12 protein-coding genes are annotated in these 13,792 nt (G+C 65.0%); 2 read left to right on the top strand and 10 right to left on the bottom strand.

Annotation, left to right across the window (positions count from 1 at the left end; genetic code table 11):
- The first annotated feature begins 5 nt into the window (after nucleotides 1-5).
- Both ACAX61_RS01020 and ACAX61_RS01015 read left to right on the top strand, forming a co-directional pair.
- Entirely contained in the window at nucleotides 6-1,397 is a 1,392-nt protein-coding gene (locus ACAX61_RS01020) for a UdgX family uracil-DNA binding protein (protein ID WP_370714866.1), read from the top strand.
- A gap of 118 nt (nucleotides 1,398-1,515) precedes the next feature.
- Nucleotides 1,516-4,059: a response regulator gene (locus ACAX61_RS01015; RefSeq protein ID WP_370712973.1), complete on the top strand. Its 2,544-nt coding sequence runs from the start codon at nucleotides 1,516-1,518 to the stop codon at nucleotides 4,057-4,059.
- On the opposite strand, the gene speD is transcribed toward ACAX61_RS01015, so the two are convergent.
- The 10 genes from speD to ACAX61_RS00965 all read right to left on the bottom strand — a co-directional run bounded on the left by speD (nucleotide 4,056) and on the right by ACAX61_RS00965 (nucleotide 13,618).
- The gene (gene speD, locus ACAX61_RS01010; RefSeq protein WP_370712972.1) at nucleotides 4,056-4,415 is read right to left on the bottom strand and encodes an adenosylmethionine decarboxylase; all 360 of its coding nucleotides are present in this window, start codon (nucleotides 4,413-4,415) and stop codon (nucleotides 4,056-4,058) included. The genes ACAX61_RS01015 and speD overlap by 4 nt on opposite strands.
- Nucleotides 4,412-6,013, bottom strand: a complete 1,602-nt coding sequence (locus ACAX61_RS01005) for an FAD-dependent oxidoreductase (protein ID WP_370712971.1) — start codon at nucleotides 6,011-6,013, stop codon at nucleotides 4,412-4,414. Before ACAX61_RS01005 ends, speD begins: the two co-directional genes overlap by 4 nt.
- Nucleotides 6,003-7,532: a polyamine aminopropyltransferase gene (locus tag ACAX61_RS01000; protein WP_370712969.1), complete on the bottom strand. Its 1,530-nt coding sequence runs from the start codon at nucleotides 7,530-7,532 to the stop codon at nucleotides 6,003-6,005. The genes ACAX61_RS01005 and ACAX61_RS01000 overlap by 11 nt, the downstream gene beginning before the upstream one ends.
- Nucleotides 7,525-7,737, bottom strand: coding sequence for a DUF350 domain-containing protein (locus ACAX61_RS00995; protein WP_370712968.1), 213 nt, complete (start codon nucleotides 7,735-7,737; stop codon nucleotides 7,525-7,527). The genes ACAX61_RS01000 and ACAX61_RS00995 overlap by 8 nt, the downstream gene beginning before the upstream one ends.
- Nucleotides 7,738-7,749: 12 nt before the next feature.
- The gene (locus ACAX61_RS00990; RefSeq protein WP_370712967.1) at nucleotides 7,750-7,914 is read right to left on the bottom strand and encodes a hypothetical protein; all 165 of its coding nucleotides are present in this window, start codon (nucleotides 7,912-7,914) and stop codon (nucleotides 7,750-7,752) included.
- A 4-nt stretch (nucleotides 7,915-7,918) separates the two neighbouring features.
- Entirely contained in the window at nucleotides 7,919-9,256 is a 1,338-nt protein-coding gene (locus ACAX61_RS00985; RefSeq protein ID WP_370712966.1) for a DUF4178 domain-containing protein, read from the bottom strand.
- The gene (locus ACAX61_RS00980) at nucleotides 9,249-9,881 is read right to left on the bottom strand and encodes a DUF4178 domain-containing protein (RefSeq protein WP_370712965.1); all 633 of its coding nucleotides are present in this window, start codon (nucleotides 9,879-9,881) and stop codon (nucleotides 9,249-9,251) included. The genes ACAX61_RS00985 and ACAX61_RS00980 overlap by 8 nt, the downstream gene beginning before the upstream one ends.
- A gap of 85 nt (nucleotides 9,882-9,966) precedes the next feature.
- Nucleotides 9,967-10,974 carry an SPFH domain-containing protein gene (locus tag ACAX61_RS00975; protein WP_370712964.1) on the bottom strand — a complete coding sequence of 336 codons (1,008 nt, stop codon included), beginning with the start codon at nucleotides 10,972-10,974 and terminating at the stop codon, nucleotides 9,967-9,969.
- Between the two features lie 64 nt (nucleotides 10,975-11,038).
- Entirely contained in the window at nucleotides 11,039-12,505 is a 1,467-nt protein-coding gene (locus ACAX61_RS00970; protein WP_370712962.1) for an MFS transporter, read from the bottom strand.
- 66 nt (nucleotides 12,506-12,571) lie between these two features.
- Nucleotides 12,572-13,618, bottom strand: coding sequence for a LacI family DNA-binding transcriptional regulator (locus ACAX61_RS00965; protein ID WP_370712961.1), 1,047 nt, complete (start codon nucleotides 13,616-13,618; stop codon nucleotides 12,572-12,574).
- Nucleotides 13,619-13,792 lie beyond the last annotated feature (174 nt).

Here is a 13,792-nt window from a genome sequence, read left to right as displayed (position 1 = left end):
TGGGCATTCGCGTCGCGCGGCTGGACGCGCCCGATGACTTTGACGGCTGGCGCGACGCCGCGCGCGCGCTGGCCGTCGAGGGTGTGCCCGCCGACCGGGTGATCTGGCAGGTTGCAGGCCACGCCAACGACCTGTTCGCCGCAGAGCCTGAAGTCGCGCCGCCGCCCGAACCGGCCTTGGCCGCCTTTCGCGTGCCGCGCACCTTTGTCGATCTGGCGCGCGATGTCGTCCTGCATTCGGATCGCGAACGCTTTGCGATGCTCTATTCGCTGCTGTTACGGTTGCGCGATCAGCCGCGACTGATTGACGACCGGGCCGACCCGCTGCGGCGCAAGCTGGAGGAAATGGCAAAGTCGGTCCGTCGCGACATACACAAGATGCGCGCCTTTCTGCGTTTTCGCGAAGTGACTGACGATGCGGGCGAACGCTTTGTCGCCTGGTTCGAACCCGAACATCACATCGTGCGCGCCAATGCGGCGTTCTTCGTCAACCGTTTCAACACGATGCGCTGGTCGATCCTGACGCCCGAAGTCTCGTTGCACTGGGACACCGAAACATTGAGCGAAGGACCGGGCGCGGTCGCGGCCGATGCGCCTGACGGCGACCCGATCGAAGCGGTCTGGAAAACCTATTACGCGTCCATCTTTAATCCCGCCCGTTTGAAGGTGGGCGCGATGTTGCGTGAAATGCCGCGCAAATATTGGAAAAACATGCCCGAAACCGCGTTGGTCGGCGAACTGGTGGCGGGCGCGCGCGCGCGGGAGACAGCAATGATCGAAACGGCACGTTCGACGACCGGTGGCAATATTGAAGGGGCTTGGGCTGCGCTGCGTGACGAAGCCGCCGGGTGCACGCGATGCCCCCTTTATCGCCCTGCAACGCAGACCGTTTTCGGTGAAGGTCCGCTCGACGCCGCGATCATGTTTGTTGGTGAACAGCCCGGCGATCAGGAGGATCTGGCCGGTCGCCCCTTTGTCGGCCCGGCCGGGCAGATGTTCGACCGCGCGTTGGGAGAGGCGGGTATCGACCGTGCGTCCGTTTACGTGACCAACGCGGTCAAGCACTTCAAATTCGAGCCGCGCGGCAAGCGGCGCATTCATGCCAAACCTGATGCTGGGGAAATCGATGCCTGCCGCTGGTGGATCGAGCAGGAACGAATGCTGCTGACGCCGCGTTTGACGGTCGCATTGGGGGCAACTGCGGCGCGATCGCTGACGGGCCAGACTGTCACCATCTCACGCGAACGGGGGCGGGTTTTGACTTTGGCGGATGGAACGAGCGGGTTCATCACGGTTCATCCCAGCTTCCTCCTTCGTATTCCGGATAGCGTGCGTGCGGGTGAAGAATATCGGCGGTTCGTCGAGGACCTCCGGAGCGTTCGTGACACGATCGTTTGAGAATCGCGTTATGTGGCGTTCTTCACTCGCGTTGAACGCCGACCAAGCAACCCAAAATGTTGGAATTGCATTGCTTCCCTGATCCAAATCAAGATACGCGTCGGATGTGATTGATCAAATGCCTTTGCCCCAGTTTGAACCGGACCTGCTGGAGGCGTTCGCCGAGCGGACGACCTCCCTGTTTGCCGATCACGACAGCGAAGGCGTCATTCAGCAGGTATGCGATGCCGCGCGCGCGCTGACCCAGACAGCCTACGCTGCCTATTTCCATAACCTGTACGTCGAAAGCGGCGAACGGCTGGGTCTGTTCACGTTATCGGGCGCGCGGCGGGACGAGTTTGAACGGCTGGGCCACCCGCGCGCAACGCCGGTATTTGCACCCACCTTTGCCAACGAGATCGTTCGTTCCGACGACATTACCGTTGACCCGCGATATGGCGGGTTTGAACCCCATCATGGGATGCCGCCGCGCCATTTGCCGGTCCGCAGCTATCTGGCCGTTCCGGTCGTGGGGCGCGAGGGCGATGTGCTGGGCGGGTTGCTGCTCGGTCATCCCGAACCCGGACGGTTCGACGATCGCGCAGAGCGGCTGGTCGTCGGTCTGGCGGCGCAGGCGGCGGTGGCAATCGACAATGCGCGCCTGTTCGAAGCGCAGCAGCATGAAATCGCGGTCCGTACCGAGGCTGAAGCGGCCCTTGCGGAAAGTCGGGTGCAACTGGATGCGATCAATAATTCGATCGACCAGATGATCTGGACGACGCTGCCTGACGGTTATCACGATTACTACAATGCCCGCTGGTATGAGTTCACCGGCGTACGTGAAGGGTCGACCGACGGCGAAGGATGGAATGCGATCTTCCATCCTGACGACCAGCCGCGCGCCTGGGAATTGTGGCGCCACAGTCTGAAGACCGGCGAGCCCTATGAGATCGAGTATCGCCTGCGTCACTGGACCGGGGAATATCGCTGGGTGCTGGGCCGGGCCAAATGCGTGCGGGACGAAGCGGGTCGGATCACGCGCTGGTTCGGCACCTGTACCGACATTCACGACCTGAAATCCGCGCGCGACGAATTGCGCGCGCTGACCGCGTCGCTGGAGGAGCGGGTGGAGGAGCGCACCCGGCAACTGATGCTTGCCGAAGACGCGTTGCGGCAGGCGCAGAAAATGGAGGCGGTGGGCCAGCTGACCGGCGGCATCGCGCATGATTTCAACAACCTGCTGACGATCGTCACCGGCAATGTCGGCATCGCCCGGCGCGCGTTGGAAGCAGCAGGGGTGGGGGACATCCGCGCTCAGCGGGCGCTGGACGGCGCGATGAAGGGTGCGGAGCGCGCCGCGACGCTGACGCAGCGGTTGCTGGCCTTTTCCCGGCGGCAGCCACTGGCGCCAAAGCCGATCGACGTCGATCGTCTGATTGCGTCGATGGCGGACCTGCTCGCGCGGGCATTGGGCGAGACGATCGAAACCGAAACCGTCACCGCGCCGGGCTTGTGGCGGGTGGAGGCGGACCCGCATCAGCTGGAAAGCGCGATCCTGAACCTGGCGGTCAATGCGCGCGATGCGATGCCAGATGGCGGCAAGCTGACGATCGAAACCGCCAACGCTGTCCTGGACGAGTGGTATAGCGCGCAACATGCCGAGGTTGCACCCGGCGCCTATGTGATGATCGCGGTTACCGACACGGGCAGCGGCATGTCGCGTGAGCAGGTGGCCCGCGCGTTCGAGCCGTTTTTCACGACCAAGGAAGTCGGCAAGGGCACCGGGCTTGGCCTTTCCATGGTCTATGGCTTCGTCAAGCAGTCGGGCGGCCATGTGAAAATCTATTCCGAACAGGGCCACGGCACGACGATCCGCATCTACCTGCCCCGTCTGGCCGCTGCCGTCGATCTGGAGCCGGAGGTCACGCTCGTCCACGGGCTGGAGGTCAGCCGTCGTCGTGAAACCATCCTGGTGTGTGAGGATGACGACGATGTCCGCGCCTATACGGTCGAATGTCTGCGCGAACTGGGCTATCGTGTGCTTGAGGCGCATGACGGCCCATCGGCTCTGCGCCTGTTGCTGCGTCAGGAAGATCCGGTCGATTTGCTGTTCACCGATGTCGTGATGCCCGGCATGTCGGGGCGCGAATTGGCTGACGCCGCGCGTTTGGAACAACCGTCGCTGCGGGTGCTCTACACATCGGGCTATACCCGCAACGCCATCATGCATGGCGGCCGTCTGGACCCCGGCGTGGAGATGGTGGCCAAGCCGTTCAGTTTCGAAACGCTGGCGCGGGCCGTGCGCGACGTGATCGATCGCGGCCAGAGCGCGCGGGTGTTGGTCTGCGAGCATGACGGCGCAGTGCGGGCGCAGGCCGTCGAAGCGCTTGAGGCCGCGGGGCTGACGGTGGAATCAGCGGCCAACCCGTCGGAGGCACTGGGCAAGATGCGCGCGGCACGGGGCGATTACCGCTTTGCCCTGATCGACGCGCGGCTGGGCCCTGAGCTCGTCGCGGAGCTTCGTGGGCTGTCCAACGACCTGCCGCTGCTGATCGCGCAGGAGCAGGGGGCAGAGCCGGTCGCGCGGTTCGAGGGGGATGGCCGCATCGCCGTCGTCACGCGTCCATATACCGCCGACGCGCTGCGCGAAGCGCATGAGCGGTTGATTGGCGACAGGCTTTAGATCAGGCCGAACCCGCGTTTGATGCTGCGGACATGTTGCGGGGTGGCGCGCAGCATTTCGGCTAAAACGCCGAGCGCTGCCTGAGCATCGCACCGGCGTCCGCACACAAAAATGTCGATGGCGGCATAGCCATGCTCGGGCCAGCTATGGATCGAGATGTGTGATTCCGCCAACAGAGCGACGCCGGTGATCCCCTGTCCCGGCCCGAAAGCGTGCAGGCGCACCTCGATCAGGGTGGCGTGCGCCGCAATGGCCGCCGCACGCAACGCGCGCTCGATCAGTGCCGCATCGTCCAGCCCGCTGCACCCGGTCAGGTCCGCGATCAGATGTACGCCGTCATAGGGGGGCGGGGTCATGCCAGCGCCTCATACCCGTGGCCAATGAGCGTCATCGCCAATTCCGCAGCGCGCGTTCCCTGCCAATGCGCTTCCTCGAACAGCGACAGGCCCGACAGGTCGCTATGCGCTAGAAACAGCGGTGGCGTTGCCGTGATGGCGGGCGCGCGAGTCCAGATATGGCCGGGCGTGGGGCGGATCATGGCATGGCCCCATCGCGACAGCGCGATTTCGCTAATCTCCAGATCGGGGTGCATCGCCAACAGGTCGTCGCGAACCATGCGCTTCCATTCGTCGGCCGGCCGCTCGATCAACAAACGGCGACCAACTGCAGGCGTCATATCCGAGAGGGGCAGATACCAGGTCAGCACCGTCTGACCCGGCAAGGCGCGCGATTGGTGCGTGGCGACGACATAGCCGAGCGAGTCGCTGGTCGACGACACATTATCCCATGCCAGCGGAACGCCCGGCCCGCGCGGCGCATGGGCAACCGTGACATTGGCGACCAGCCATGGGGCATAGGTGCAGGCCGACATGTCGCCCAATTCGCCGCACAGCCGCGCGCTGATGAACAACGGCGTCGCCAATATGGCGGCATCCGCGTGGATGCGCGTCGTGGTGGCGTTGGCCGTATCGAAGCGGTCGACAATGGCACTGCCACCCTCACGCGCGACGCGGTGAACGATCTGCCCAGTGATGATCCGGTCGCGAAAGCGCGCGGCCATGGCTTGTGCCAGATGGCCGTTGCCGCCGGGCCAGGTGAGCACATTGTCGGCGACACGCGCCGCCGCATGGCCGCGCCGCCCCGCCCAATAATGCACACCCGCCCATGCGGACGTGGCATCCGGTTCGGTCCCGTAATCGTCGCGCATGGCATAGCGCACATGCGCGCGCAGCACGGGGGACGTCAGCCCGCGCGCATCCAGCCATTCGGCAAAAGTCTGCTGATCGAGCGCCAGCCAGTCGGGGTCGTGAGAGCTATAGGCAATCGGCGTGGCAAAGGCGGGCCGTCCGTCGCGCCCGATGGCGGTGCGGGCCTCTGCCATCAATTGCTCGAACCGGGTGAGATCGGCGCGATCCTTTGGCCTGAGGCCAGTTGTCGGCACCAGCCCCTCCTGCCAGCGGCCACGCCACAACAGTCGTTCCTGAAGGTCGGCGCATAGCTGTGCCGGGTCATAGACGGGTAGGCCGTCGGCTTCCCCCGTGATGATCCCCAGCCGGGCCAGCATCCGCCGCAGCGCCACCGCCTCCCGATTGGGGACTGGCAGATAATGGGCGCCCAGCGGGTAGGCTGACACCGCATTCGCGCCGCTGCGGGCATTGCCGCCGGTCGCGTCCTCTATCTCCAGCAGGCGGAAATCGGTGAAGCCCGCCTCCGCCAGCGTCCATCCCGCAGACAGTCCGGCAATGCCGCCGCCGACGATGACGATTCCCGTCCGTTCCGTCCGACTGGGGGCGGGGAAGCCGCCTTGCCGCAAGCGGTGCCCGCGCGCGGCGTCGGCCCCCTCGACCAGACCGGGTGGGATGGGTGCGCTGCGAAAGGCGAGCGCCGCGCCGCCGCCCGCGACGGCCATAGCGCCGGCGCCAAGGCCGATGGCGGTACGCCGGTCAGCCTTCATACTGGCTCCACGCCGCGTCGAACACGCGTACCAGCGACTGATTGTCCAGCCGGTTCACTTCGACCGGCCGGCGGGCCATGTCCGGGGGGAAGGCGAATAGCGGCGCCTCACTGCCCGCGGTCAGGAACCGACCATCTGGGAAGCGCGCGTTTGCAGGGATCGGCGCCAGCGACGCCAGCGTAAAGCCCCATTCTCCGAAACTGGGGACATAGGCGTGATAGCCACGTGTGCTGAACCCCACCGATTCCAGCGTCGTCGCGACCGTCCAGTAAGCGTCAGGCGCGATCAGCGGCGACGTCGATTGCACGACCATCATGCCGCCGGGCGCCAGCAGACGGCGGACCTGGGCATAGAAATTGTCGGTGTAGAGCTTGCCCACCGAATAATCGACCGGATCGGGGAAATCGACGACGATGGCGTCATACTGCCCCGTCGCTTCACGCGCCCAGCGAAAGGCGTCGGCGTTGATCACCGTCATGCGAGGATCGGCCAGCGCGCCGCCATTCAGCGCCGCCAGCGACGGCGTATCGCGGAACAGCGCGGTCATTTCGGGGTCGAGGTCGACCAGCGTCACCTGTCGCACGCCGGGATGGCGAAACACTTCGCGCGCGGCCAGCCCGTCGCCGCCACCCATGATAAGCACGCGCGCAGGTTCGGCTACCCGGCCCAGCGCAGGATGCACGAGGGCCTCGTGATAGCGATACTCGTCACGGGAGGAGAATTGCAGATTGCCGTTCAGATACAGGCGCAGATCGTCGCCCCGCCGGGTCAGCACGATGCGCTGAAACCGGCTGGAGCGGGCATAGACCACCGGCTCCCCGTAGCCCGCCTGCTCGCCCCAGCGTTGCAGCCGATCAGCGGCGACCATGCCGCCCGACAGGCCGATCAGGATGATGATGGCGGCCACCACCTCACCCCGCATTCGCCGCCCGCGTGGGAGGGCCAACAAGAGCGCCAGCGCGACGGCGGCATTCGCGATGCCGAACGCAAAGCCGGTTCGGATCATGCCCAGATGCGGCATCAGCACCAGGGGGAACAGCAACGACGCCGCCAGCGCGCCGACATAGTCGAACGTAAGGACGCTCGACACCGTTTCCCGGAAATCGAAATCCTTCAGGATGCGGATCAGCAGCGGGATTTCCAGCCCGACGAGAAACCCGATCGCCAGCACAATGCCGTACAGCGCGATACGGAAATGTTCGACCAGCGGAAACAGCATGAACAACAGCGCCGCTGACGATCCGCCGATCACCGCGATCAGCAATTCGGTGCGGACGAACAGCCGCAACTCGCCGCGCTTCACATAGCGCGAACACCAGCTGCCGATCCCCATCGCGAACAGATAGGTGCCGATGACGGTCGAAAACTGCGTGACGCTGTCGCCCAGCAGATAGCTGGCAATGGTGGAGGCGAGCAGTTCGTAGACAAGGCCGCACGTCGCGACGACAAAGGCCGAGACGAGCAGTGCGCCCGCCGGTGCCGTAACCTTTCGCGCCGCCGCCGGGTCGTTCTCAGCCATGAATGGCGGCGGAGACGATGATCGCCAGGCCCAGCGCCATCGCGCCTGCGACGATCGCGACGCCGATATTACGCTGGTCATGGATCTCGGCCCACAGTTTCCCCGGCGTCAGCTTGTCGAGGATGAAGAAGCCGACCAGGAAAACGAAAATACCGACCCCGGCATAGAGCAGGGTGTTGAGAAAGGTTGCGAGTGACGTGACCATCTTGATGTCCCCTTATTTATGGTTCGGGCCGCCGATAAAGATGACGCCGCCGCCCCCGCCGCCACGGGCGCCGCGCCGCCCGTCGGCAAAGGGCGACCATGCATTGGCGCTGGCCAGCATGAACAGGCCCACCATGCCGAGGCACCACAAGGCGTAGAGAAAGATGCTGGTCCGCATGGCGTCAGTCCTCGTCGCTGGTGGGCGCGAAATCGCTTTCGGCGCGGCGGGCATGTTCGAACTGGGCGTGGATCAGCAGTGCGACGCCCAGCGGCGCCAGCACCAGAAGCAGCATGACGAAGAACACGCCAAAACCGGTCCCGGTGCGGCTGATCACCGCGATTTCAACACGCGGCGCGGTGCTGTCACGCCGCCAGTCGGGCTGGCCGTCATCGTCCGGCGCGCTGTTCCAGAAACTAGAGCCGCCACCCGCGCGCGACGGATCGACCCATTTGTTGCCCTTGTAATCGACGATAAGGTCATAGCTGCCGGCGGGCAGGGCGGCGAAATCGGCGCTGGCGCCGCGCGACCCCTCGCTCCAGGCGCCATCGGAATCACGACCCGAATAGCGCTCGGCCGCCTTTGACGCGGTGAAGCTGGCCTGATTGCTGCGGTCGACCAATGTGTAGGCGAGATCGACCCAGCCGTTCGACAGCGCGGGCACCTCTGCCACCACACGTACGCGCTGACGTGGACGCGTGAGTTCGATCGGGCCGACGGTGATCTGTTGTTCCCGCCCGTCTGCGGCAATGTCGGCATAGCCCTGCCAAAGCGTGCGGCCTCCCGCGTTCATGATCGCGCCCAGGATCAGCGCCGCGATTGCCACTGCGGCGATCACCATAGCCCGCTTCAGGAACGGATAGGCTGGCGATGGCTGGTGGGGCAGGGGCGGCCAGGGGCGACCATGGCCAGCGACGCCAAAGGCCTGCTCGACCGTGCCGCGCGGCAGCCAGCGCGACCGCGACCAGCTGACTTCGCGGTCATCGGCTTCGCGTGACAGCATCGCGCCGGAGCGGACCCAATCGTCGGTGCGAACGACATCGCCGCGCCGCACGCGCCAGTAGAACTCGCCCACCACGTCATCGACGCGCGCCGTGCCATTTGCAAAGAACGGGCGATATTCCTCCCCATCCACCACCAGCCCGCGCGATCCGCCGGTGGGGGTGAGCGTCAGCTGCTCCCCCAAGCTCCATCCGCTGCGCTGTTCGATCAGCCAGCGATAGCCGTGATAGGGGTTGAACAGCAGAAATTCCTGCCACGGATAGCCGCTGTCGCTGCGCGCCATCCAGCCGACCATTTCCCACTCGATCCCGTCCAGCGTGCCGCGCGCGCCAAGCGGAATGGCGAGCCGGGCCGTCTTTTCACGGTAGCGCGTGATCAACCGCACCTGCGGCTGGCTGACGTCGAGGATGCTGGCGCAATATTCGCACGCCACCGTCACCGAATGACCGGCGGCGCGCAGCGTGATCGTGCCGCCGCAATTGGGGCAGCTAAGCGCGGCGGCGGCGGGTGCTTCAGCCATATTGCGGCATCGCCCAGCCTTCGATCGCGCGCAGACCGGTCGCCTTCAGGTCGGCCAGCGTCACATAGCGCCCGTCATAGAACCACGCCTGATCCCCCTCACGTTGAAGGGTGGCGAGGCGGCCGTCGGGGGCGCGCAGATCCACCGAATAGATCGTCCAGCCCGGTGGTGCCACGAACGGCAACTCGCCCTCCGCCGCGATGCAGCTGACTTCGCGCGCATCGGCAATCGTCATTTCCTGACCGTCGACCATCGCGCGGCGACCGGGGATGGCGGGGCTGCCCCGTGCAATGCGGTTCAACTCGTCCGAGGCCATGCCGGCGAGGTCGCGTTCGAAGGTCATCATGAACTGGCCCATCGCTTCGGCCAGCCAGCCATGGCGATCGCCCTCGAACAGGCACAGCCATTCGTTCCATGATCCGTCAGTCCATGACCAACGCACACGGCCGATCACCTCGAACCCGCGCCCCGCGAACTGGCCGCGCGTGCCGATCTGGATCGGGCTGACGTCAAAGGGCAGGGCGGCCTGTTCCCCGGCGATGCCAACGCCATCGTCGGTGCGAACCAGCATCGACCGGCAATTCTCGCACACCCGCGTCGGCAGCGCAGCCGAGCGGAACGTCACGGGTGCCCCGCAATTGGGGCAGGATAAAGTCAGCATGACATGCGGCCCCGGCGTCCCCTCCCTCTGGCTGGGAGGGGGCTTCCCCTTAACGAATGCGGCCGAGCAATTCGGCCTTTTTGGCGTCGAAATCGCTCTGACTGATCGCGCCGATGGTCAGCAGCTTGTGCAGCTTTTCGATCTGGACATAGGGATCTTCGCCCCCGGTCGCCCCGGCAACCATGCCGGCACCACTTGCCGCGCCGCCGCCAAGACCAGCGGCCATCGCCTGTCCCAGCGCCATGCCCGCACCGGCACCCACGCCCATTCCGGCGACGCCGCCTTCCGCGCCCGCCGCCTTTTCGATGGCATCGGCGCTCTGAAACTTCACGAAGCGGTCGAGGTCGCCGACAACCCGCATCGAGGACGCCTTGTCGAGATATTTCTGGACTTCATCGGGCAGCGACAGGCTTTCGACGAAGAAGGTCTGGCAGCTAAGCCCCCATTGGGTGAAGGCGGGCTGGACCATTTCGCGAAGCCGCTGCGACATTGCATCCTGATCGGCGGCCATGTCGACAAAGCCGAATTCGCTGCGGCCGAGCGAGGTGGCCAGTTGCGTCGCGATGGCGGAGCGCAATTGCCCCTCCACATCGCCAACGCGCACCCGTTCCAGCGTGCCCATCAGCTTGGCCTGGAACACCGGCGGTTCCTCGATCCGGAAGCTGTAACCGCCGAACGCGCGGATGCGGAGCGGCCCGAATTCCTTGTCGCGCACGGTGACGGGCTGCGCCGTGCCCCATTTCAGGCCCGCCTGTTCCTTTTGCGTAAAGAACAGCACGTCGGCCTTGAACGGCGACTTGAAGCCCTTGTCCCAGTTCTGCAGCGCGGTCATCAGCGGCAGGTTGGCGGTGTTCAGCGTATGCTGGCCGGGGCCGAACGCGTCGGCCATCTGCCCTTCGTTATAGAAGAACGCGACCTGACCCTCTCGCACCGTCAGCTGGGCGCCGTTCTGGATCTCGCGGTCCTGCATCGGATAGCGGATGGCCAGATCGCCCGGTTCCTCCACCCAGTCGATGACGTCGACGAACTGCTTTTTCAGAAAATCGAGAATGCCCATCGGTCCCTCCAATTCACCCAAGTGTAATGCCGAACCATGACACTTGAAAGCGAAACCGGACGCGTCAGGCTTCGCGCACCCGCAGCATCGAAATTGCGGCCAGCACCATCACGCCCGCCGCGATGCCCATGGTCCATAGCGGCTCGTCGGGGAAAAAGGCGTTGATCACCGCGCCCATTACTGTTGCCACGATCAACTGCGGCAGGACGATGAAGATGTTGAACAGGCCCATATAAACCCCGTATTTACGGGGATCGAGGCAGCCGGCCAGAATGGCATAGGGCATGGTCAGGATCGACGCCCAGGCAATGCCGATGAACAGCTCTGCAACCAGCAGGGTGAGGGGATCGCGCAACAGCAGGAACAGGCCAAAGCCCAGCGCGCCGCTCAACAGGCCGATGACATGCGTGCGCGTCTTGCCGATGCGCGCCGCCAACCATGGCAGCACGAACGCTCCGATTGCGGCGACGCCGTTATAGGTGGCGAACAGGATGCCCACCCAATCGGCACCATCGTTATAAGCTGCGCTGGTGGGGTCAGCCGATCCGAACACATATCGGGTCACGACCGGCGTCGTGTAAATCCACATCACGAACAGCGCCGACCATGCAAAGAACTGCACCAGCGCCAGCCGCCGCATGACCGGCGGCATCTGCGCCAGGTCAGAGTTGATCTGCACCAGCACATTGTCGCGCACGCCACGCGCCGCGAAGGATCGTGCGACGATGCGTGCGATGCCGAACGCGATCAGCGCGCCGCCCAGAATATAGACAGCCTTGTCCAGCGCCAGCAGCCGCACCGCGATACAGATGGCAGCACCACCAACGATCCAAAGCGGCCCGTTGGCGGGCGCAACGACCGGCGCGTCATGTGCGGCGACCGCCTGTGGCCCCGAAAAGGCCGCCATCTGCTCCGGCGAATATTCGCGCGTGCTGATCACGGTCCACAGCACCGCCAGCAGGATCGCCGCCGCGCCGATATAAAAGGCATAGCGCACCGATGGCGGTATCACCCCGGCAGGCGCGGTATTGGCGACGCCAAGCGAGTTCAGCACTTCCGGCGCGATCGATCCGATCACGGCACCCGCGCCAATAAAGGCAGTCTGAAAGGCATAGCCAGCAGTCTGCTGATCCTTGCCCAGCATATCGCCGACAAAGGCGCGAAACGGCTCCATCGACACGTTCAGCGACGCGTCGAGCAGCCACAACATCATCGCCGCGACCAGCAGCGCGCCCGCATGGGGCATCCCCAGAAGCGCCACCGCCGCCAGAACCGCGCCTGCCAGGAAAAAGGGGCGGCGGCGACCAAAGCGGCTCCACGTCCGGTCCGAATAATGGCCGATCAACGGCTGGACGATAAGGCCCGTTACCGGCCCCGCGATCCATAGAAACGCGAGCTGGTCGATCTCCCCGCCCAGCGACTGGAATATGCGGCTGACATTGGCGTTTTGCAGGGCAAAGGCGATCTGGATGCCGAAGAAGCCGAACGAGATGTTCCACAACGCGGCCCGGCTCTGGCGCGGCTTTTCCATTCTTCCTCCCCGTGGCGGTTCGCCTTTATTCGCCGTGCACCCTATGGGGCCGGGGCGCAGGGCGCCTTACGTATTCGTATGCGCGCCACAGCTTGCGCGCACCTTTAGATGGACCGGCAACAGCCCCGCGGCGCTGTCGTTGCCGCCGATCCGCGCGATAAGCGACGAGACCAGTCGCTCTCCCGCTGCGCGCGCATCCTGTTGAACGGTGGTGAGGGGCGGAGAGGCTTGTTGCGCGGCCGGGATGTCGTCGAACCCGACCACCGATACCGCACGCGGGACGTCGTAACCGCGCCGTTGCAGCGCCTGCATCGCGCCAATGGCGATCAGGTCCGAAGCCGCGACGATCCCGTCAAAGGCGCGCCCGCGCTCGAACAACTCGGCCACCGCGTCGGCCCCGGCCGTTTCCAACGTGATGGCGTCGACCTGAAGCGCCGGTTCGATCTCCACCCCCGCATCGGTCAGCGCGTCGCGATAGCCGAGGTACCGGTCGCGAAACTCCGGATAATGATCGTCGCATGCGCCGAGAAAGGCGATGCGCTTGCGACCCAGTCCGATCAGATGCTGTGTCGCCATCCGCCCGCCGCCCCGATTGTCGCAGCCGATGGTCGCGCCATCGTCATCCGCCTCTGCCGACCCCCATCGGACGAAATGCGTGCCCTGTTCGCGCAACTGCAGCAGGCGCGGGCGATAAAGCGCGTAGTCGCCGTAACCCAGCAGGATAATGCCATCGGCCTTGCGGCTGTCCTCATACGCCTTGTGCCAGTCGCCGCTCAGCTGCTGGAAGGAGATGAGCAGGTCATAGCCGGCATTTGCGGCCTCCCTCGTGATCCAGCCCAGCATCGACAGGAAAAACGGGTTGATCAGGCTGGCATCGGCGGTGGGGTCTTCGAAGAACAACAACGCCAGCGTGTGCGATTGCTGGCTGCGCAGGCTGGAGGCGTTCTTGTCGACGGCATAACCCAGTTCGCGGGCAATCGCCTCGATCCGGGCACGGGTTTCGGCGCTGACCGACGGGCTGCCGCGCAGCGCGCGCGAAACGGTCGGCTGTGACACGCCTGCGCGATACGCGATGTCGAACGATGTCGGGCGTTGCGACGCCGGGCGGCTCACGATCGGCTTCCTCGTCCCACGATAACGAACTTTTGCCCGTCTTCCATCACGCTAGCGGCGCGCGTGCTATGCGTAAAGCATGACGCCCCAAAGAGGGTGTGGCTGCGCGGCAACAGCGACGTGGCCATCATCATGTTGCACATACGTATGCCTTCTGTTCGGTCGCCCTGATAC

Source organism: Sphingomonas sp. IW22 (genome assembly GCF_041321155.1).
Taxonomy (GTDB): domain Bacteria; phylum Pseudomonadota; class Alphaproteobacteria; order Sphingomonadales; family Sphingomonadaceae; genus Sphingomonas.
This window is presented reverse-complemented; position numbering and strand designations above follow the sequence as displayed.